A 19,492-nucleotide genomic window follows, 5' to 3' on the forward strand; every position below is an offset into this window, starting at 1 on the left:
CTCCATCGGTCGCGGGTACGTCGTCGCAGGCCCGCGGTGCGGGGCGATCGTCTCACGGCCGTTGGTCACGGTCGCGGCTGCTCCTGGATCCGGATGAGGTTGCCTGCGGGGTCCCGCACGGCACAGTCGCGGAGGCCGTAGGGCTGGTCCATCGGCTCCTGGACGACGTCGGCTCCGCTCGCCGTGAGCCGCTCGAAGGTGGCGTCGAGGTTCGGCGTCGCGAGGTTGACACCGGCGAAGGTGCCCTTGGCCATCATCTCGGCGATGGTGCGCCGTTCCTCGTCGGTGATGCCGGGGTCGCCGGCGGGCGGCTGCAGCACGATCGCGGTGTCGGGCTGTCCGACGGGCCCGACCGTGATCCACCGCATGCCTTCGTACCCGACGTCGAGGCGAACCTCGAAGCCGAGCGCGTCCCGGTAGAAGGCCAGCGAGGCCTCCGGGTCGTCGTGGGGCAGGAAGCTGGAGTGAATGGTGAGGTCCATGGCCGTCACGCTAGCTGCGCGGCCACCGCCGCTGCTTCTCGATTCCTGACCGGTCTGGTCACCTGCTTGACGACGCACGGCGGGATGCCGGCAGCGTCCTCCGCGGCCCGCTGCCGGTACTCGCTCGGCGGCATCCCGACGAGCTCGGAGAAGCGGCTGCTGAAGGTGCCGAGCGACGAGCAGCCGACCGCGAAGCACACCTCGGTGACGCTGAGGTCGCCGCGCCGCAGCAGTGCCATCGCCCGCTCGATCCGGCGCGTCATGAGGTAGGAGTACGGCGGCTCGCCGTAGGCGAGGCGGAACTGGCGGCTCAGGTGACCGGCCGAGACGTGCACGCCACGGGCCAACGACTCGACGTCGAGCGGTTGGGCGTACTCCCGGTCGATCCGGTCGCGCACCCGCCGCAGCAGCGCAAGGTCGCGTAGCCGCTGAGCCGTCGCGGTGTCATCCACGACGAGAATGATTTCACGTCGCGCGCCTGTTGCCCAGGCCCGTGGGCTCGTGGAGCCCGAGGTGCGAGCCTGCCGACATCTCAGCGGCGCGACCGCCGCAGCCGGACCGCCTCCACCTCGTACCGCGACGCCCGGCCGGCGGAGGTCGCGAAGAACCGGCGGCGCAGGCTGCCGTCGACGGCCACCACGGTCCCCTCGGTGAGCCGGGCGGCGGTGCGCCGGGTGCGGGCGCTCCAGCAGGCGACGTCGATGGTGTCCACCGTCGCGCGGCCGGCGGGCGAGCTCTCCGGCCGCGGCACGACGAGCCGGAAGTTCGCGACGTGGTCGCCGCTGGGCAGCTCGTGCTCGGTGACCTCCCCGCTCACCCGTCCAACCAGGCTCACCGTGTTGTGCCCGAGCTCGGGCGGGTGATCGGTCATGGTGCCTCCCATCGTGTGGGCCGAGCCTGCCCTCGCCGCGTCCGATCTCGCCAAGCCGGGCGCGTCTCCTGGGGACGACGGCGGCGGGTGGCGCAGCTGTGGGGCAGTGCGCTGCCACCTCCTCACCGCTGTCCACAGCTGTGCCGGGGTACCCGGTTGTCCACAGCGGGCCCGGTGCGGCCGACGCCGGTGCCGCCGCGGCTGGGACCGTGCCGCCATGGATGCCACCCCCGACCGCACCGTCGATGATGACGACGACCCCGCTGGCCACTGGGTCGACGACGACGACGATGACGATGACGACGACGACATCTGGCCTGACGACGACGGCTGGCCGTGGGAGCCGATCGACGCCGACGACGCGTTGGCGGCGGAAGCGCTGTGGCCCCGCTGCCCGATGCTCGTTCTACGGGACGAGGACCTCGTCTTCTGCGCGGCCGCGATGGTGCGGGGCGTTGTGGCGCCGGTGCCGACGCTCTGGCTGGTCGTGCTCGCCGGCGACGGGTGGACCCTGTCGGCACCGATCGAGCAGGCCGGTGTGCCGCTCGCTCCGGATCCGGAGCGCGCCACCGCGGCCCTCACGACGTTCCTCACCACCGTCACCCTCCCAGCCCGGCGCGTTGATCCCGACATCTCTCTGATCGCGGTGATCTACCGACCGGACGGGGGTGCCTGCGGTGCCCCGGAGCGGGTGTGGACCGAGTCCTTGCTCACCGCCGCGACCGCTGCCGGACTGCCGGTTCGAGCGGTGGTGGCCGCCGGTGACGACCGGGTGCGTGTGCTCACCGCCCGAGCGGTGACGCGGTGAGTGCCGGCCGGCCGGTTCCGTCGGGCCCGTCCAACGGCGGCAGCGCGGCCACCGCGCCGACCGATCTCTGGGGCGAGCTCAGGCCGCCGGGCCGGGCGCCGCCTCGTCGATCGCCACCAGCGCCGCGGCGTCCGGCTCCCAGGTCCCGGCGGCGACGTTCGCCCGCACCTGCTCTGGGGTCCGGCCGCCGGCGATCACCGACGCCACGGCTGGCTGGGCGGCGAGCCCGCCGAGCGCCAGCGTCAGCAGGGACACCCCGTGCTCGTCAGCGACGGCCTGCAACGCCTCGACCCGGTCGAAGTCCGCCGCGGCGAGCCGCTCCGGCCGGTTCACCAGCCGGCTGTCGGCGGGTGCCGGCTCGCCCCGGCGGTACTTGCCGGTGAGCAGCCCCGAGGCGAGCGGGAAGTACGGCAGGATCCCGGCGCCGACGTGCTCGGCGGCCGGCACCACCTCGGCCTCGATGGACCGTGACAGCAGCGAGTACTCGTTCTGTACCGAGATGAACGGGCTGAGACCCGCGGCACGGGCGGTCCAGTCGGCGTCGACCAGCTGCCAGCCGGTCACGTGCGAGCACCCGACGTAGAGCACCTTGCCCTCGCGGACCAGCTCGTCCAGCGCGCCGAGGGTCTCCTCCAACGGGGTGACCGGGTCGAGGCGGTGGAGCTGGTAGAGGTCGATCCGGTCGGTGCCGAGGCGCCGCAGCGAGCCTTCGACCGCCCGACGGATGTACCGCCGAGAACCGCGGACCCCGAAGTCGGGGCCGTTGAGCCCGCGGGTGTCCATCCCGAACTTGGTGGCCACGATGACGTCGTCGCGCCGCCCGCGCAGCGCCTCGCCCAGCAGCTCCTCCCCCTGGCCCGGCCGGCTGCCGTAGGTATCGGCGGTGTCGAAGAGGGTGATTCCGGCCTCAAACGCCGTCTTCACCACGCCAGCGACGTCGTCGGGCGGTAACGTAACTCCGAAGCTGTTGCATCCCAGACCAACGGTAGACACGACGAGGCCACTCGAACCGAGCTGGCGGTAGGTCATCTCGTTCATGGCCACAGGTTATCGGCCGATGTCTGCACCACCTTCACAGGACCATCACCTGGCGGACGGAACAAGCCGCCACAGTGATGCGTTGGTACTGGTAGAGCACTGAGGACTGGCGCGCCACTGCGCGCCCACGAAGGGAGACGCGTCATGGCAGATCGTTCACTGCGAGGGGTCGGAATCGGCGCCAAGAGCCTCGAGACCGACAGCGGGGTGGAGTTCGCCGAGCGAGCTGAGGCCCACTACGAGTGCCCCAACGGTCACACCGTGGTGCTGCCGTTCTCGGCCGAGGCGGACGTGCCGGCGGTGTGGGAGTGCCGCTGCGGCGCCGAGGCGCTGCTGCGCAACGCCACCAAGCCGGAGCCCACCAAGCCCGTGAAGAAGCCCCGTACCCACTGGGACATGCTGCTCGAGCGACGCACCATCGCCGACCTCGAGGTGCTGCTCGCTGAGCGCCTCGAGCTGCTTCGCAGCGGCCAGCTGCGCCGCCGCAGCGCCTGACCCTGACTTCAGGCCCGCGAGACCCCGGTCTCGCGGGCCTTTGTCATGCCCTCGTCAGCGGCGGCGGGTGACCAGCGCGGCCAGCTGGCCGGCGCGGTGGCGGAGCCCCCAGGCCGTGGTGCGGGTGAGAGCCTCCACAATGATGTGCCGACTCATCTTCGAGACCCCTTCAGCACGCTCGACGAAGCTGATCGGCACTTCGGCGATCACGCCGCCGGCCCGGTGCACCCGCAGCGTCATATCGACCTGGAAGCAGTACCCCTGGGACTCGATGTCGTCCAGCCGGAGCTGGCGCAGCGCGTCGGCGCGGAATACCCGAAAGCCTGCCGTGGCGTCCTTGACCGCCAGGCCGAGCATGACCCGCACGTAGGTGTTGGCGCCCCGGGACAGCACCTCACGGTGCCACGGCCAGTTGACGACCTCTCCCCCGGGAACCCACCGCGACCCGATGACCAGGTCTGGTGCGTCGTCCTCGCCGGCCCGAGCGAGGAGGGCGGGCAGCTGCTCCGGCCGGTGCGAGCCGTCGGCGTCCATCTCGATGATGCGGTCGTAGTCGCGATCGAGCGCCCACTGGAACCCCGCGAGGTAGGCCTGCCCCAGTCCCTGCTTGCCCGGTCTGTGCATGACGTGGATCCGGCTGTCAGCGGCGGCTGCCTGGTCGGCGATGGCGCCGGTGCCGTCGGGACTGTTGTCGTCCGCGACGAGGATGTCGGCGTCGGGCATCGCGGCACGGGTCCGGGCGAGCGCGGTCGGCAGCGACTCGCGTTCGTTGTAGGTCGGGATGATGACGAGAGTGTTCACGACTTGCTCCTGCTCACGCGCGCGCGTCGGCGCTGACTGATCGAGGTGGCCCCGCCGGCCACGACCGCGGCGGCTGCGATGACCACAGCCACGACCACCGGCAGCACCCCGAGCCGGTCGGCGACCGTCAACGAGGTGCGCAGCGGCAGGTCGGCGACGAACTGCTCGGCGGTGAAGTGGCCACCGGAGTCCATCACCACCCCGTTGGGGGCGATGACCGCGCTCACCCCCACGGTCGAGATGTGCACGGTGGCGCGGCTGTGCTCCACGGCGCGGAACACCGACATCGCCAGCTGCTGGCTGGACTCCTGGGTGAACCCGAACGACGAGTTGTTCGTCGGGATGACCAGCAGCTCACCGCCCTCGACGATCGCCTCCCGGATGAGCCCGTCGTAGGCGACCTCGAAGCAGATCCCCACCGCGAGGTCGACCACCCGGCCCAGCCGTGGGCTGTCGAGCTCGATGATGCCGACCTCGGTCCCCGGCAGCATGTCCACCGACACCAGGTCGACGGCGTCGGTCACCTTCCGGGCCAACGAGCGCAACGGGATGTACTCGGCGAACGGCGCCGGGTGCCGCTTGGCGTACACGTCGACCTGCCCCTCCCCCGCTTCCCAGAGGATCGCCTCGTTGTAGCGGTGGTCGTCCACGTAGCGCTGCCCGCCGACGAGGATGGGCGCGGGGACCGCGGTCGACGCCCGGTTGATGAGGTCGGCAGCCGGCTGGTCTCGTCGAGGGTCGATGTCGGTGGAGTTCTCCGGCCACAGCACGACGTCGAGCTCGCCGGGCTCCACCTGGTCGAGGAGCATCTCGGTGCCGACGACGTGGCGGTCGAGCACGTCGCGGCGTACCGCGAAGGCGTCGAGGCCAGGGCCGGGCACGTTGCCCTGCACCGCGCCGACGCGCAGCGTGCCGCTCTCCGCGCGGGTGTGAGTGGGGACGAACATGCCGACGACGACGATCCCGGCCGCGACGACGACGGCGGTGCTCGCGTGCCCGATGCGCGCCCGACGTAGCGAGGTGAGCACTAGCGCGAGCAACGCGCCGAGCACGACGACGGCGCCGCTGACCAGCGGGGTGCCGCCCCACGCGGCGAGCCGCAGCAGCGGGCCGGTGGTCTGCGAGAACGCCAACGTCCCCCACGGCATGCCGCCGAACGGGGCGACGCCACGCAGTGACTCGAGGGCCACCCACAGCGCGGCCACCACGACGGTCGCCAGCGCCTGCCGGCGGGCGACCGGCCCCCACCGGCCCACGAGCACCCACAGCGCCGCGAACAGACCGATGGCAAGGGCCTCGGCCAGCGCGAGGAGCACCCACGGCGCCCACCCGGCGGCCTCCTGGGCCCACCACAGGTGGACGAGGAAGAAGGCGGCGCCCCACACGTAGCCGTAGCCGAACGCCCTCGGCATGGTCGTGCCGCGCAGTGCCAGCAGCAGCAGGGCGATACCGACCGGTGCCATCGGCCACCAGGAGCGACCGGGGAACGCCGACTCCGTGGCCAGACCTCCGAGGAGGGCAAGCAGGATCGCGACGGCGGGAGCACGGGGAAGCACCCTGCCAGGATATGTCCCGTGGGGACCGGCGGTGACCGACCCGCGTGCCCTTCGGACCGTGACTGCGGAGCAGCCCCGTTATCTAGTGAGCACGCGGGTTCGATCACTGACCGCGCCGATTCGCGACCGCGAGGGCCGCTACCTCGACTGAGGTGATCGGCGGTAGGTGAACGAACCTACCGACCCGAGCCGAATCAGACAACCCACCAAAACCCCAGGTCAGAGGCATGGTCGCTGGTCAACGGCGTAGGCGCGGCCGCGATCGCACGCATCTCTCCGGCGTGTCGGCGCGGCGTGTCACGGCCGCCGTCCGCCAGTCGGGACAGTCGGGCGCGAGCACCGCTCAGACGCTGGACCAGGCGACGACGCCGCGACGCAGCAGCTGGATCGCGTCCCGCGCCTGGCGTCGTTCGGCCGGTCGGGGCGCAGCGGTCGCCAGCTGGTCGAGAACGTCCAGCACCTGCTTGCACCAGCGCACGAAGTCCCCGGCGCCGAGGTCGCTGCCGGCGAGCACCTCGTCCAGCGGCGCGCCCCCCGCCCAGCGGTGGATCGCCGCGACGATACCGATGTCGACCGGCTCGGTCGGCGGCACCCCGTGGGCCGACTCTCGCTCGGTGAGCTCGTCGGAGATCTCGACCGTGTCGGCGACCGCCGCGGCCAGCCCGGCGGTCAGCCGGCCGCCGGCACCCTGGGCGTTGTCGGTGCGCGCCGAGTACACGATGGTGGAGACCACGGCGGCAAGCTCGCCGGCGTCCAGGTGCTGCCAGACCCCGCGGCGCAGGCATTCGGCGAGCACGAGGTCCTTCTCGGCGTAGAGGCGCGCGAGCCAGTGGCCGTCGTCGGTGACGTCGATCCCCCGGGAGCCGTCCTCGGCCTCGGACGTCGTGAGGTAGCCGAGCTCGACGAGCAGCTCGCAGACCTTGTCGAAGTCACGGGCGATGGAGGACGTCCGCTGCGCGATCCGGCGCAGCAGCGCCTCGTGCTCGGCGTCGAGGGTGTTCCAACGGTTGGCCCAACGGGCGTGGTCCTCGCGCTCGCTGCAGCCGTGACAGGGGTGTGACCGCAGCTCGTTGCGCAGCGCGTCGACGTCCTCGACGACGTGCGGCTGGGCGGTGGTCGGCCGCTCCGGGCGGGCTCCGGCGCCACGGACCGCATTGCGCAGCGACGCGGCCAGGTCGGCCCGCTGGCGGGCGTCGCGCAGGTTGAGCTGACGTGGGATCCGCATCTGGGCGACCCGCGCGGCGCCGTGCGGCAGCTCGGTGAGGGTGAGCGTGCGCAGCTTCGGCTCCGGGGTGAGGACCTGGAGGCGTGGGCTGTCCAGCCGGTGCGCGTCGACCTCGAGCACGACGGCCCACAGCGTGCGGCGTCCCCTGCGGTACTCCAGGACGTCGCCGGGCGATGCGGCGCCGATCGACGACGCCGCCGCTCGCCGGGTCGCGTGGGACCGCTCCCGCGACAGGTCCTTCTCCGCCTCGGACAGCCGGCGCCGCAGCCGCGCGTACTCGGTGAAGTCGCCCAGGTGGCAGGACATCGCCTCGGCGTAGCCCGCCAGCGCCTCCTCGTTCCGGCGGGCCTGACGTGCCAGCCCGACGACGCCGCGGTCGGCCTGGAACTGGGCGAAGGACCGCTCGAGCGTCTCGCGGGCCTGTGCGAACGGGGTGGCGGCGAGCAGGTTGACCGCCATGTTGTACGTCGGCTGGAACCGTGACCGCAACGGGTAGGTGCGGCGCGACGCGAGGCCGGCGAGGGCGCCGGGGTCGACGTCGTCGCGGTAGAGCACGACGGCGTGGCCCTCGACATCGATCCCGCGCCGGCCCGCCCGGCCGGTGAGCTGGGTGTACTCCCCCGGGGTGAGCGGGGCGTGGGAGGTGCCGTTCCACTTGTCGAGCTGCTCGAGGACGACCGACCGGGCCGGCATGTTGATGCCCAGTGCGAGCGTCTCGGTGGCGTAGACGACCTTGACGAGCCCGGCGGCGAACAGCACCTCGACGGTCTCCTTGAACACCGGCAGCATCCCGGCGTGGTGCGACGCGATGCCCCGCTGCAGCGCGTGTGACCAGGCGTGGTAGCCGACCACCGCGAGATCCTCCGGCGGCAGCGACGCGCAGCGCTCCTCGATGACCGAGGCGATCGCCCGTGACTCGGCCTGGTCGGTCAGCCGCAGACCGGAGCGCACCGTCTGCTCGACGGCGGCCTCGCAGCCGGCCCGGGAGAAGATGAACACGATGGCGGGCAGCAGCCCGGCCTGATCGAGGTGCTCGACGACCACCGGCCGGGAGGGCGGTCGTACCGCGGCGCCGACCCGGTGCGGCGGTCGCCCGCCGCGGCCGCGAGGCGCGTCGCGCCGCCGACCGACGGCGGACGGCGCGGAACCGGTGCGCTGCGCGCGACGGATCGACTCGAGCAGGTCCGGGTTGATCGGCGGGTTGCTGCCAGGGGCGGTGGGGTCCACGCGTGCGCTGTACAGGTCGAGCAGCCGGTTGCGGACCATGACGTGCTGCCACAGCGGCACCGGCCGGTGCTCCGAGACGATGACGGCGGTATCGCCGCGCACCATGGTCAGCCAGTCGCCGAACTCCTCGGCGTTGGAGACCGTCGCGGACAGCGACACGAGCCGGACGTCCTCCGCGAGGTGGAGGATGACCTCCTCCCACACCGGACCGCGGAACCGGTCGGCGAGGTAGTGGACCTCGTCCATGACGACGTAGCCGAGATCGTCGAGCGTCGGCGAGCCGGCATAGAGCATGTTGCGCAGCACCTCGGTGGTCATGACCACGACCGGTGCCTCGCCGTTGACCGTGGTGTCGCCGGTGAGCAGGCCGACCGAGCCCTCGCCGTGGACGGCGACGAGGTCGAGGTACTTCTGGTTGCTCAGCGCCTTGATCGGCGTGGTGTAGAAGGTCTTGCGGTCGCGGCGCAGCCCGAGGTGGACGGCGAACTCCCCGACCACGGTCTTGCCGGCGCCGGTGGGGGCCGCCACGAGCACGCTGCGGCCCTCCTCGAGCTCGGCGCAGGCACGCTGCTGGAAGTCGTCGAGCGCGAAGCCGAGCCCTGCGGTGAAGGCGGCCAGCTCGGTGCGCTGCGCCGCGGCACGGCGCCGGTAGTCGGCGTAGCGCTCCGCCGGGCTGGGCTCGGCGTCGTGCGCCGGGGCGGCGGGACCGGCCGCCGGGGCGTCGGTGGGGCGGTGACGGCGTCGGCGGGGGCTCACCTGACGAGCCTAGGCCAGCACGCGCAGGGCGGCCGGGTGGACGTCGCACTGCAGCGGCAGCGCGGTGACCCGCTCGCCGTCGGCGATCGCTACCGGCGGGTTCGCGCCACGGCTCGTCAGCGCCTCGAGCCGGACGCTTCGGACCTGCTGGATGCTCACCGCCGGGTGTGCCACGTGCTGCCCGGAGTAGATCTTCGGGAACACCCGCAGCAACGTCGAGCGGCTGATGCCGTCGGCGACGACGAGGTCAAGGAGGCCGTCGTCGGGCCTGGCGTCGGGCGCGATCCGCATGCCACCGCCGAACATCGAGGTGTTAGCGACCGTCACCAGCGTGGCGGACTGCTCCCAGGTGCGGCCGTCGGCGGTGATGCGGTAGCCGTAGGGCGTGAAGGCGAACAGCTCGGCGAGTACCGCGCGCACGTACCTGCCCCCGCCCGGGGGCCAGCTGAGCCGGGTGGCGTGGTCGGCGACCGCGGCGTCGATGCCGGTGCACAGTGCGCTGACGTACCACCGGTGGGGCGCCTGGCCGGGCGTGCTCACCGCCACCGCGTCGATCGGCTGGGACCGGCCCACTCGCAGCGACTCCCCGATGACGGCGAGCGAGGCCGCGACGTCGTGCGTCGGTAGGTCGAGCGCCGCGGCGACGTCGTTGCCTGAGCCGACGGCGACGATCCCCATCGGCACCCCGGTCCCGGCAAGCACGTTGGCACCCAGGTGCACCATGCCGTCACCGCCGACGACGACGACGGCGTCCAGCCCGGCGGCGAGGCCCGCCCGCGACCGGGCCAGCGCCTCGTCGTAGCCGCCGCCGGAGAGATCGACGACGTCGCGGCCGGCAGCGGCCAGGCCGCGGCGGACGTCACCGATGAGCCGCTGCGCCCGGCCGTGCCCCGCGGTGGGGTTGCCGACGACGCCGACCCGCTGGGTCACGTGGTGGGGTCCGGCGGTGACTCACCGAGCAGCTCGGCCTCGTGCGCGGCACGCTTGGCGTCGACGCGCTTGTCGCGCCGGATGGCGATCGCCACCGCGCCGAAGTACAGCGCGCACATCGGCACCGCCAGCGCGATCATCGTCCACGGGTCCGGCGTGGGGCTGGCGAAGCCGGCGAAGATGAACACGATGAGGACGGCCCACCGCCAGCCGGCGAGCATCGACCGGCCGCGCACCAGCCCCATCGAGTTGATCATCACCATGACGAGCGGCATGAGGAAGGCGAGGGCGAACGCCATGATCACCCGCATGACGAACCGGAGGTAGTCCACCGCCGGCATGTAGTTCAGCGCACCCTCGGGGGTGAACTGGTTGAGGAGCCGGATCGCGTTGGGCAGCACCAGCCAGGCCAGCGTGCCGCCGAGGAGGAACAACGGCACGCCCGCGAGGGCGAACAGGAAGCTCTTGCGGCGCTCCGGCTTGGTCAGGCCGGGTGAGATGAAGTTCCACAGCTGGTAGATCCACCACGGGCTGGCGATGAACACCGCGAGCCACAGGGACACCTTGATCTTCATGTCGAAGGCGGCGGCAGGCGAGGTGAAGGTCAGCGCGGCGTCGAGCCCGGAGTCGCCGAGCGCGGTCACCGGCGCCTGGATGGCGTCGAACACCGGCAAGTAGATGAACCAGGCACCGATCGCGGCGACACCGATGCCGAGCACCGCGAGGAGGATGCGCTTGCGCAGCTCCCGCAGGTGGTCGATGAGCCGCATCCGGCCCTCGGGGTCGCTCTTGCGCCGGAACTTCCTCACCCGCGGCTTCTCAGTGCTGCGCGCCGGCTCAGTTGCTGCTGCCACTGCCGCCGGCGGGAGGGGTCGTGCCGGTGCGCGGCGCCTGCTGCGTGCCATCGACGGGCGTTGCGGAGGTGGGCGGCGGCACGTGGCCGGCGGTCGTCCCGCCCGGCGCGTAGGTGTCGTCGTCCTCGCGCAGCTCGTTGATCTCCTTCTTGAAGATCTTCAGCGACTTCCCGACGCTGCTGGCGACATCAGGCAGCCGGCGTGCGCCGAACAGGATGACGATGACGAGCACGATGATCAAGATGTGCCAGAACTGCAGTCTCATGGAGGCGCCTTCGATTCGGGGACCGTACTGGGATCTTACTCTCAACCAAGGCCGATGTGGCTCCAGCGGGCGTGCGCATTCTCAGCACGCCGGACCCTGCGGGCGCGACGTGCGGTGATGTTGTCGCGGCGCTGCTCGCGGATCGCGTCGAGGGCATCCTCGCCGGCGAGGTAGCCCGGTGTGAAGGCCAGCGGCTCGGTGCCGCCCGCACCGGCGGCGGCGAGCGGTGCGGTGAGCTGCTCGAGGTTGCGCAGCTCCGCCAGCAGGGTGCGGCCCCGGCGCCACAGGCTCACGCCGATGAGCGCGTACAGGAGGAGCGCGCCGAGCACGAGGACGAGCCACAGCCACCAGGTCATAGTGACGAGGATAGGCGCTCGTAGGCGGTGAGGGCGTCGCGGGCGCGCTCGGCCACCGCCCGGGACAGCTCGGCGGGGGCGATGGCGCGCACGTCCTCCCCCAGCCCCAGGACGAGGTTCATCAGCCACGCGGGGTCGGCGACCCGCAGCCGTACCCGTAGCCCGCCGTCGTCGAGGTCGGTGGTCCCCAGCACCGGGAAGCGCTCGGCCACCCAGCGCGCACGTGAGGCGATGTCGAGGTCGACGACGAGATCGTCCTCGGTGAGGTCGGGGGTGCTGTCGGCTCCGCCGGCGTCCGGCAGGTGCGCTGCCGGGACGTCGAGGATGTCGACGGCGAGGATCCGGTCGGTGCGGAAGTGGCGTTCGTCGGTCACCCGGTGGCACCACGCACGCAGGTACCAGGTGGCGCCGTCCCACACCAGCTCGAGCGGGTCGACGTCGCGCTCGGTGACGACGTCGGCGGCCGAGACGTACCGCAGCCGCAACCGGCGGCCGTCGGCCATCGCGGCCCGGACCGGGACGAGGGTCGCGGCCGCGTCGGGCGCCTCGACCTCGACGGCCTGCGCCCCGACGGCGGCCTGCCCGGCGGCGGCGGTGAGCTTGGCGGTGGTGCTGCGCAGCACCTCGTCGTCGATCGAGCCGTGGTCGGCCAGCGAGGTGAGCGTGCGCAGCGCCACGAGCAGCGCGAGGGCCTCCGCGGTCGCCAGCCGCAGCGGCCGGTCCATCCCCCGGGGGTTGGTGAGGGTGAGGACGTCGTTGTCGAGCTCGTCGGCGGCGAAGTCGATGAGGTCGTCGGGCAGGTAGCCCGGGGTGCCAGCCACCCACAGCAGGTTGACGTCGGAGAGCACCTGCGCCGGGCTGACCGCGAAGTGCGCGGCAACGTCCGAGACCGCCACCCCGGGGTTCTCCCCCAGGTACGTGATGAGTGCGAGCAGCCGGGTGAGCCGCTGGTCGGTCGGGTCAGCCACGGTCGGCCTCCGGGGCGAGGGCCGCCACCGCACGCAGCCGGCGCAGCACGCCGTCGCGCAGGGACTGCGGCTCGAGGACGAGGACGGCGTCGCCGTAGGTGGCGAGCTCGGCGGCGAGCGACTCGTCGTCGTCGGTCTCGAGGACGAGGACGTCGCGCCCGTCGGTTCGCGCCGGTGGCGGTCCCGGCCGTGCCACGGCGCGCGAGCGCAGCGCGGCGGCCCGCTCGGGCAGCACCGCCAGCACCGCCTGGACCTGACGCCCGCCGGCACCGGCGAGGATGGCGGCGGCGTCGTGCTCGGGCACGGTGAACGCTGCGGCCGGCCCGTTGGGTCGGACCCGCCCGCGGATCCGGGAGAGCCGGAACACCCGGGGCGCGTCACGGTCGACGTCGTGGCCCACGAGGTACCAGCCGCGGTCGCGGCCGCGCAGCCGCCACGGCTGGACGTGACGGGTGGCGACCTCCCCGGTGGAGGCGGCGCGGTAGGTGAAGCGCACCGCCTGCCGGTCACCGATCGCGGTGACGAGCGGGGAGAACGCGCTCTCCGGGCCCTGCACCCGCAGCGCCAGCCCCAGGTGCGCGTCCGGCTCCGCGCTCGAGCCGAGGGCGCGCAGCTTGGTGAGCCCGCGGTGCGCCGAGCCCTGCAGGTGCGCGTCCTGCCAGACCTCGGCGGCCAGCGACAGTACACCGATCTCGGCGGCGGTGAAGCGGACCTCGGGCATCGTGTAGCCCGCGGTGTCGAGCCGGTAGCCGACCGCGTCCTCGTGGACCGGGTCGACGTCGGTGACGATCGGCACGCCCATCTCGCGCAGCAGGTCCTTGTCCCGCTCGAACATCCGCTCGAAGGCGATCTCGGAGCCGCTGTCGGCATAGCCGTTGACCGAGGCCCGGACCTGCGCCTTGGTCAGCCGGCCCTCGGCGTGGGTGAGGGCGATGAGGAGGTCGAGCAGCCGCTCCGCCGGTTCCACTCGTGAGGCCACCCGTCCACCGTAGCGCGCCGCGGCACCGGCGCGGTGCCAGCGCGTCGGGTGGCGGTAGCGTGCTGCGGGTGATCATCTGGCGCGAGGGCATGGTGCGGTCCGTCGGCAGGACCTGGGACGGGGCACGTGAGGTCGAGGTCGAGCTGCGGGCACCCGCGGGAGACGACGACGCCCCGCCGGCGGGGCTCGTCGCCGGCGACGTCGTCCGGGCGCTCGCGTACACCGCCACCGTGGGCAGCCCCGAGCCCGGCGACCGGGTCCTCCTCAGCGCCGCCGCGCTGGCCCGTGGTCTCGGTACCGGCGGGTACGCGATGGTGGTGGCGCTGCCTGACCGGCTGCCGGGCGACCCGCCGGCAGGGCCCGGGCACGTGGTCAAGGCGCGCTACTCCCCCGCGCAGACGATGGTGCTCGGCGTCGACGAGCAGGAGTCGCCCTGGCACGAGGTGCTGCGCGACGCCGACGACCTCGCCGGCATGCCGGTCGTCGTCGCCGACCTCCACTCCGCGCTGCCCGCCGTCGTCGCCGGGGCTCGCGCGGAGGCCGCCCGTCGTGGCGCCGCCGTCCCGACGGTGGCGTACGTGATGACCGACGGCGGGGCGCTGCCGGCGGCGTTCTCGCGCAGCCTGGCGGCGCTGCGCGCCAGCGGCTGGGTGGCGGCCACGATCACCGCAGGCCAGTCCTACGGCGGGGACCTCGAGGCGGTCAACGTCCACACCGCCCTGCTCGCCGCGCGCCTGGTGCTCGGTGCGGACATCACCGTCGTGACCCAAGGGCCGGGCAACCTCGGCACCGGCACCCGGTGGGGGTTCTCCGGCGTGTCGGCAGGTGAGGCGGTCAATGCTGCCGGCGTGCTCGGTGGCCGACCGGTCGCGGCGCTGCGGGTGTCCGGCGCCGATCCCCGCGACCGGCACCGCGGCGTCTCCCACCACTCGCTCACCGCCTACGGGCGCGTCGCGCTCCGGCCCGCCGACGTCCCTGTCCCGACCGGACCGTCGGGCGAGGGGCCGCTGTGGCAGCGGGTACGGGAGCAGAGCGAGACCCTTGCCGCGCCGGTCGGCATCCACCGGCTGGTCGAGGTCGATGCCGTGGTGCCGGCCGAGGCGCTGGCGGCGACGCCGGTGAGGCTCTCGACGATGGGCCGGGGCCTGGCCGAGGACCCGGCGGCGTTCCTCGCCTCGGCGGTCGCCGGGGCCCACGCTGCGGCGCTGGTGCTCGACCGCGGGTAGCGGTGCTGACCAGCGAGCCCGTTCAGTTCGGGTTGCGGGCCTCGTGGATGGCGACCAGCGTCGCCAGGCGGCGTGCCTCTCGCTCGGCGAGGTCGCCGTCGGCGCGCTGGATCCCCATCACCGCGATGGTGTCGCCGTCGGCGAGGTCGAGCTGTGCCCACGACCGGCCGTCCCCGTACCGCACGGTGACGACCTCGGCCCAGCCGAGGCGCCGCACGACGATGAGGTTGCGCACCGTGACGCCGGCGGTGTCCGGCAGCGCTGCGACGGTCGCCTGCCGGTAGCAGAACCAGGCGATCAGCGCCCCGATGGCCACCGTGCCCATGCTGTCCGCCAGGGACATGCCGAGGTCGCTGACATTCATCACGACGACGAGCGCCACCGTGCCGATCGCCGTGGCGACCAGCAGCGCCAGGCTCACCCATCGTGCCGCCCGGGGGCGGAACGGTGCGTAGAGCTCGGCGGGGGTCGTCACAGTCGCGAGGCGTGGATCGAGGTCACGATGATGGCCCGGGCACCGACGCCGTAGAGCTCGTCCATCACCCGGTTGGTGTCCACCCGGCGCACCATGGCGCGTACCGCGACCCAGTCCCGGTCGTGCAGCGGCGACACGGTCGGCGACTCGAGGCCAGGAGTGACCGCGACCGCCTGCTCGACGTACTCCTTGGGAACGTCGTAGTCCATGAGGACGTAGCTGCGCGCCACGAGCACGCCCTGCAGCCGCCGGTCGAGCACGTCGATGCCGGCCTTCGCCGGGCGTGACGCCGGCCGGATGAGCACCGCCTCGGACTCCAGCAGCGGCTCGCCGAACACCTCGAGGCCGGCCGCCCGCAGCGTGGAGCCGGTCTCGACGACGTCGGCGACGACGTCGGCGATCCCGAGCTGGACCGAGGACTCGACCGCGCCGTCGAGGTGGACGACGCTCGCCTCGATGCCGCGCTCGCTGAGGTAGTCCGAGACGAGGACGTCATAGCTGGTGGCCACCCGCTTGCCGGCGAGCTGCTCGACCGAGCCCACCGAGCCGACCGGCGCCGCGAAGTGGAACGTCGACCGGGCGAAGCCCAGGGGCCGGTGCTCGACGGCGTCGACCCCGGAGTCCAGCAGCAGGTCACGGCCGGTGATGCCGGCGTCGACGGTGCCGGCACCGACGTAGACCGCGATGTCGCGGGGACGCAGGAAGAAGAACTCGACGTCGTTGTCCGGGTCCGGCAGCACGAGCTCCCGGTCCCGGCGACGCCGGTAGCCCGCCTCGCTGAGCATCGCGATGGCGGGTTCGGACAGCGATCCCTTGTTCGGGACGGCAATGCGCAGCACAGGCTTCTCCGGGACTCGATGGTGCTGGGGGCTCACAGGTTGCGGTAGACGTCCTCGAGGCTGATGCCGCGGGCGACCATGAGGACCTGGAGGTGGTACAGCAGCTGGGAGATTTCCAGCGCGGTCGCCTCCTCGCCCTCGTACTCGGCGGCCATCCATACCTCGGCGGCCTCCTCGACGATCTTCTTGCCGATGGCATGGACCCCGGCGTCGAGCTGGGCGACCGTCCCGGAGCCCTCCGGGCGGGTCGCTGCCTTGTGCCGAAGCTCGGCGAAGAGGTCCTCGAATGTCTTCACGCCCCCAGGATAAGGCCAGTGGCGGGGACGCCGTGCCGAGCGCCCGGGTGCTGGGCGGGCTCAGCGCACCGGCAGGTGGCGGGTGGTCATCGCATCGGTGATGTCGACGTCGCCGGCCAGCAGTCCCTGGGACGTCATGAAGTCGGCCATCGCCTGCCACTGCGCCTCGCTGCTGGCACCGACCTCCCCGGCCGGGCCGTAGAGCGGCACGGTGGCCTCGAGAGTCGCCAGCGCAGCCTCCTGCTGGGCCGTCCCGGAGAGGCCGGGGATGTAGTCCGCGGCGATGTCGACCGCGCCCGCGGGGTCGGCGATGACGTCGCGCACCCCGAGCAGCGTCGCCTCGACGACGGCGTCCAGCACGGCGTCGTCGGCGGCGGTCTCGCTGGCGCCGAGGCCGATGCCGAGCAGCGGGACGCCGCCGGCGGCGAGCTCGATGGTGCGCACCGGGAGCCCGGCGGCCTCGAACTGGACGGCGTCGTTGTTGGAGAAGCCGACGACGGCGTCGACGTGGCCGGCCGTCAGCGCCGCCTGCTGGGTGAAGCCGATGTGCTCGACCGTGACGTCGTCCTCGGTCAGGTCCGCGCCGGACAGCAGCGCGAGCAGGCCGAAGTATGTCTCACCGAACGGGCCGGGGATGCCGACGGTGCGCCCGGCAAGGTCGGCCGGCGCGGTGATGTCGGAGTCGGCGGGCACGATGAGCACCACCGGGTACTCCTGGTAGAGCGTCGCGACGCTGGTGACCCCCACGCCCTCGGAGCGCGCCTGGAGCATCTCGTCGCCGCCGGCGACGACGAGGTCCTCCTCCCCCGCGTCCAGCGCCCCGAACAGCGACTCGGACTGCCCGTGGTGGCGCAGCGTGACGTCGACGCCGGTGGCCGCGTAGTGGCCGTTCGCCTCGGCGACGTAGAACGGCGCGAACTGGATGTCCGGGGTGTACGTCAGACCGATCGTCAGCTCCCCGGCCGCCCCGGTGGTGGCGTCGCCGGACGGCGCCGGCTCCGGCGTGCTGGCGCAGGCGGCGGTGAGGAGGACGGCGGCGGACGCGAGCACTGCTGCGCAGCGGCGGACGGGCATGGTCATCGGTGGCTCCAGGGACTCGGGGCGGGTGTTGCTGCGGCGCCGGACGGGCGCGGCGTGAGGGGGGTCGTGGCCGGCGGTGCGGTGGTGGCGAATCGCCGGCGACGCACCGTGGGGCCGTCGTGGAGGACGAGCCGCTCCACCTCGCGCAGCAGGGCGTACATGAGCACCGCGAGCACGGCGAGGACCACGAGGGTGGCGAACAGGCCGGTGGTGTCGGCGGAGTTGGACTGCACGGCGAGCACCATGCCGAGGCCCTCCCCACCCATGACGAACTCACCGACGACCGCGCCGGTGACCGACAGTGTGAAGCCGTTGCGGAGCCCGGTGAGCAGGCTCGGCAGCGACATCGGCAGCTCGATGTACCGGAGCATCGACCAGCCGTGGGCACCGTCGAGCCGGGCGGCGTCGACGATCTCCGGGTCGAGGGTCCGCAGGCCGAGGACGGTCGCCAGCAGGATCGGGAAGAACACGAGGAGCGCGCAGAGCAGCACGATGGGCAGCAGCCCGTAGCCGATCCAGATGACCAGCAGCGGGGCGAGGGCAACGGCCGGCAGAGCCTGCGAGGCCGCGATGTAGGGCTGCAGCCCGGCGGCGGCCCAGCGGTTGCGGGCGACGAGGTAGCCCAGCGGCATCGCCACCGACGCGCCGAGCAGGCTGCCGAGCAGTGCCTCGAGGAGGGTGACCCAGGTGTAGCCGAGCAGGTTGCCGGTCGTCAGGTCGGCCCACAGCCGGGTGGCGACGGCGCTGGGTGCCGGCAGGAAGAACGCCGGCACCAGGCCGCTGCGCGAGGCGATCTCCCACAGCACGAGGACGACGGCCGCGATGACCAGTGGCGCGAGCACGACAGCACGGCGCGACCGACGGTGGCGTGACAACGTCTGCGCCAGCGCAGGCACCGGCTGCGAGGTGGTCATGCGTTGCCCTCCGGTCCGTCCTTGGACGTGACCCCGGGGCACGCAGACGCGGGTAGCGCTGCGCGGGTGCGTGCCGAGGGGACGGCGCGCACCCCGTGCATCCTCCCATCCGGACTTTCACCGTCGGTCCTGGAGTTTCACCAGATCAACCGCCCGCCTTGCGGCGTGCGGGTCGCGGACTATCACCGCCGGTTCGGAATCTCACCGACCCCGGAGCACGTTGTTGCGACAACCATGATGCCACACATCCACGGCGGACCGTCGGCGGGCGGCAGACGCACCCGCCGCCCCTCCCACAGCCCTCCCGCGGCCCTCGCGCGGCCCTCCCGATTGGGAAGGTTCCGTCAGTGCATGGCCGACGGAAGCTCCCCGCTGCGGCGGGGGGCGAGCGTCAGGCGGTGGCGGCGAGGTCGCGCAGCGCGACGATCTCGGCGTCGGGGTCCGGCGCGCCGTAGACGGCTGAGCCGGCGACGAAGGTGTCGGCGCCGGCCGCGGCGGCGCGCGCGATGGTGTCCCGGGAGATGCCGCCGTCGACCTGGAGCCAGACGTCCAGGCCGGCGGCGTCGATCGCGGCACGCGCGGTGCGGATCTTCGGCAGCGCGCCGTCGAGGAAGCTCTGCCCGCCGAAGCCCGGCTCCACGGTCATCACGAGGATCATGTCAAGGTCCTCGAGGTAGTCGAGGAACGGGGTCACGTCGGTGGCCGGCCGCAGCGCGATCGAGGCACGGGTGCCGAGCTTGCGCAGCTCGCGGGCCAGCCGGACGGGCGCGGCGCTGGCCTCGGCGTGGAACGTCACCGACGCGCACCCGGCCTCGGCGTACAACGGTGCCCAGCGGTCGACGTCGGCGATCATCAGGTGCGCGTCGACCGGCACCGGGCTCACCTGGACGATCCGCTCGACCACCGGCAGCCCGACGGTGAGGTTGGGCACGAAGTGGTTGTCCATGACATCGACGTGCACGAGGTCGGCGGAGCGGATGCGCCCCAGCTCAGCCTCGAGGTTGGCGAAGTCGGCGTTGAGGATGCTGGGAGTGATTCGTACGGGCACGCC

General features: G+C 72.9%; 22 protein-coding genes and 1 riboswitch. Of the genes, 3 read left to right on the top strand and 19 right to left on the bottom strand.

The window, feature by feature from the left end; all coding sequences use genetic code 11:
• Positions 1–65 precede the first annotated feature (65 nt).
• The 3 genes from V2J52_RS02055 to V2J52_RS02065 form a co-directional block, all read right to left on the bottom strand.
• Positions 66–482, bottom strand: a complete 417-nt coding sequence (locus tag V2J52_RS02055) for a VOC family protein (protein ID WP_331225992.1) — start codon at positions 480–482, stop codon at positions 66–68.
• A gap of 5 nt (positions 483–487) precedes the next feature.
• On the bottom strand, positions 488–934 hold the full coding sequence (locus V2J52_RS02060; RefSeq protein ID WP_331225993.1) for a helix-turn-helix transcriptional regulator: 447 nt from the start codon (positions 932–934) through the stop codon (positions 488–490).
• 80 nt (positions 935–1,014) lie between these two features.
• Positions 1,015–1,353, bottom strand: coding sequence for a single-stranded DNA-binding protein (locus tag V2J52_RS02065; protein WP_331225994.1), 339 nt, complete (start codon positions 1,351–1,353; stop codon positions 1,015–1,017).
• A gap of 217 nt (positions 1,354–1,570) precedes the next feature.
• On the opposite strand from V2J52_RS02065, the gene V2J52_RS02070 reads away from it, so the two are divergent.
• A complete protein-coding gene (locus V2J52_RS02070) occupies positions 1,571–2,161 on the top strand; it encodes a hypothetical protein (protein WP_331225995.1) in 591 nt (196 codons plus the stop codon).
• 78 nt (positions 2,162–2,239) lie between these two features.
• Here V2J52_RS02070 and V2J52_RS02075 read toward each other — a convergent pair whose 3' ends face one another.
• Entirely contained in the window at positions 2,240–3,199 is a 960-nt protein-coding gene (locus tag V2J52_RS02075) for an aldo/keto reductase (RefSeq protein ID WP_491062153.1), read from the bottom strand.
• 144 nt (positions 3,200–3,343) lie between these two features.
• On the opposite strand from V2J52_RS02075, the gene V2J52_RS02080 reads away from it, so the two are divergent.
• Positions 3,344–3,694 (top strand): RNA polymerase-binding protein RbpA, encoded by a 351-nt coding sequence (locus tag V2J52_RS02080; protein ID WP_331225996.1) that lies wholly within the window; start codon positions 3,344–3,346, stop codon positions 3,692–3,694.
• 54 nt (positions 3,695–3,748) lie between these two features.
• Here V2J52_RS02080 and V2J52_RS02085 read toward each other — a convergent pair whose 3' ends face one another.
• The 9 genes from V2J52_RS02085 to V2J52_RS02125 form a co-directional block, all read right to left on the bottom strand.
• The gene (locus V2J52_RS02085) at positions 3,749–4,495 is read right to left on the bottom strand and encodes a polyprenol monophosphomannose synthase (protein WP_331225997.1); all 747 of its coding nucleotides are present in this window, start codon (positions 4,493–4,495) and stop codon (positions 3,749–3,751) included.
• On the bottom strand, positions 4,492–6,051 hold the full coding sequence (gene lnt / locus V2J52_RS02090) for an apolipoprotein N-acyltransferase (protein WP_331225998.1): 1,560 nt from the start codon (positions 6,049–6,051) through the stop codon (positions 4,492–4,494). Before lnt ends, V2J52_RS02085 begins: the two co-directional genes overlap by 4 nt.
• Before the next feature lie 343 nt (positions 6,052–6,394).
• The gene (locus V2J52_RS02095) at positions 6,395–9,259 is read right to left on the bottom strand and encodes a DEAD/DEAH box helicase (protein ID WP_331225999.1); all 2,865 of its coding nucleotides are present in this window, start codon (positions 9,257–9,259) and stop codon (positions 6,395–6,397) included.
• A gap of 9 nt (positions 9,260–9,268) precedes the next feature.
• On the bottom strand, positions 9,269–10,189 hold the full coding sequence (locus V2J52_RS02100) for a diacylglycerol/lipid kinase family protein (protein WP_331226000.1): 921 nt from the start codon (positions 10,187–10,189) through the stop codon (positions 9,269–9,271).
• On the bottom strand, positions 10,186–10,998 hold the full coding sequence (gene tatC / locus V2J52_RS02105) for a twin-arginine translocase subunit TatC (protein ID WP_331226001.1): 813 nt from the start codon (positions 10,996–10,998) through the stop codon (positions 10,186–10,188). The genes V2J52_RS02100 and tatC overlap by 4 nt, the downstream gene beginning before the upstream one ends.
• Before the next feature lie 28 nt (positions 10,999–11,026).
• The gene (tatA, locus tag V2J52_RS02110; protein WP_331226002.1) at positions 11,027–11,308 is read right to left on the bottom strand and encodes a Sec-independent protein translocase subunit TatA; all 282 of its coding nucleotides are present in this window, start codon (positions 11,306–11,308) and stop codon (positions 11,027–11,029) included.
• Positions 11,309–11,349: 41 nt separating this feature from the next.
• Positions 11,350–11,664, bottom strand: a complete 315-nt coding sequence (locus V2J52_RS02115) for a hypothetical protein (RefSeq protein ID WP_331226003.1) — start codon at positions 11,662–11,664, stop codon at positions 11,350–11,352.
• Complete coding sequence (locus tag V2J52_RS02120) at positions 11,661–12,632, bottom strand: helix-turn-helix transcriptional regulator (RefSeq protein ID WP_331226004.1); 972 nt, start codon at positions 12,630–12,632, stop codon at positions 11,661–11,663. Before V2J52_RS02120 ends, V2J52_RS02115 begins: the two co-directional genes overlap by 4 nt.
• Positions 12,625–13,611 carry a helix-turn-helix transcriptional regulator gene (locus V2J52_RS02125; RefSeq protein ID WP_331226005.1) on the bottom strand — a complete coding sequence of 329 codons (987 nt, stop codon included), beginning with the start codon at positions 13,609–13,611 and terminating at the stop codon, positions 12,625–12,627. The genes V2J52_RS02120 and V2J52_RS02125 overlap by 8 nt, the downstream gene beginning before the upstream one ends.
• A 68-nt stretch (positions 13,612–13,679) precedes the next feature.
• Between V2J52_RS02125 and V2J52_RS02130 the strand changes: the two genes are divergently transcribed.
• On the top strand, positions 13,680–14,837 hold the full coding sequence (locus tag V2J52_RS02130) for a DUF3866 family protein (RefSeq protein WP_331226006.1): 1,158 nt from the start codon (positions 13,680–13,682) through the stop codon (positions 14,835–14,837).
• Between the two features lie 22 nt (positions 14,838–14,859).
• On the opposite strand, the gene V2J52_RS02135 is transcribed toward V2J52_RS02130, so the two are convergent.
• From V2J52_RS02135 to rpe, 6 genes are all read right to left on the bottom strand, one after another.
• Positions 14,860–15,312 carry a PH domain-containing protein gene (locus V2J52_RS02135; RefSeq protein WP_331226007.1) on the bottom strand — a complete coding sequence of 151 codons (453 nt, stop codon included), beginning with the start codon at positions 15,310–15,312 and terminating at the stop codon, positions 14,860–14,862.
• Positions 15,309–16,151 carry an ATP phosphoribosyltransferase gene (gene hisG, locus V2J52_RS02140; RefSeq protein ID WP_331226008.1) on the bottom strand — a complete coding sequence of 281 codons (843 nt, stop codon included), beginning with the start codon at positions 16,149–16,151 and terminating at the stop codon, positions 15,309–15,311. The genes V2J52_RS02135 and hisG overlap by 4 nt, the downstream gene beginning before the upstream one ends.
• Before the next feature lie 32 nt (positions 16,152–16,183).
• Positions 16,184–16,447, bottom strand: coding sequence for a phosphoribosyl-ATP diphosphatase (locus tag V2J52_RS02145; RefSeq protein ID WP_331226009.1), 264 nt, complete (start codon positions 16,445–16,447; stop codon positions 16,184–16,186).
• A 60-nt stretch (positions 16,448–16,507) separates the two neighbouring features.
• The gene (locus tag V2J52_RS02150; protein ID WP_331226010.1) at positions 16,508–17,527 is read right to left on the bottom strand and encodes an ABC transporter substrate-binding protein; all 1,020 of its coding nucleotides are present in this window, start codon (positions 17,525–17,527) and stop codon (positions 16,508–16,510) included.
• A complete protein-coding gene (locus V2J52_RS02155; protein ID WP_331226011.1) occupies positions 17,524–18,441 on the bottom strand; it encodes an ABC transporter permease in 918 nt (305 codons plus the stop codon). Before V2J52_RS02155 ends, V2J52_RS02150 begins: the two co-directional genes overlap by 4 nt.
• Before the next feature lie 92 nt (positions 18,442–18,533).
• A riboswitch (FMN riboswitch) is annotated at positions 18,534–18,663 on the bottom strand.
• Positions 18,664–18,832: 169 nt separating this feature from the next.
• Positions 18,833–19,489, bottom strand: coding sequence for a ribulose-phosphate 3-epimerase (rpe, locus tag V2J52_RS02160; protein WP_331226012.1), 657 nt, complete (start codon positions 19,487–19,489; stop codon positions 18,833–18,835).
• Positions 19,490–19,492 lie beyond the last annotated feature (3 nt).

This window comes from Georgenia sunbinii (assembly GCF_036421875.1).
GTDB classification, from domain to species: Bacteria; Actinomycetota; Actinomycetes; order Actinomycetales; family Actinomycetaceae; genus Georgenia_B; species Georgenia_B sunbinii.

What these genes read in the sequence shown, in the direction of transcription:
- V2J52_RS02055 (WP_331225992.1), bottom strand. Translation starts at nt 482, where the DNA reads ATGGACCTCACCATTCACTCCAGCTTCCTGCCCCACGACGACCCGGAG.
- V2J52_RS02065 (WP_331225994.1), bottom strand. Translation starts at nt 1,353, where the DNA reads ATGACCGATCACCCGCCCGAGCTCGGGCACAACACGGTGAGCCTGGTT.
- V2J52_RS02070 (WP_331225995.1), top strand. Translation starts at nt 1,571, where the DNA reads ATGGATGCCACCCCCGACCGCACCGTCGATGATGACGACGACCCCGCT.
- V2J52_RS02075 (WP_491062153.1), bottom strand. Translation starts at nt 3,199, where the DNA reads ATGAACGAGATGACCTACCGCCAGCTCGGTTCGAGTGGCCTCGTCGTG.
- V2J52_RS02080 (WP_331225996.1), top strand. Translation starts at nt 3,344, where the DNA reads ATGGCAGATCGTTCACTGCGAGGGGTCGGAATCGGCGCCAAGAGCCTC.
- tatA (WP_331226002.1), bottom strand. Translation starts at nt 11,308, where the DNA reads ATGAGACTGCAGTTCTGGCACATCTTGATCATCGTGCTCGTCATCGTC.
- V2J52_RS02115 (WP_331226003.1), bottom strand. Translation starts at nt 11,664, where the DNA reads ATGACCTGGTGGCTGTGGCTCGTCCTCGTGCTCGGCGCGCTCCTCCTG.
- V2J52_RS02150 (WP_331226010.1), bottom strand. Translation starts at nt 17,527, where the DNA reads ATGACCATGCCCGTCCGCCGCTGCGCAGCAGTGCTCGCGTCCGCCGCC.
- V2J52_RS02155 (WP_331226011.1), bottom strand. Translation starts at nt 18,441, where the DNA reads ATGACCACCTCGCAGCCGGTGCCTGCGCTGGCGCAGACGTTGTCACGC.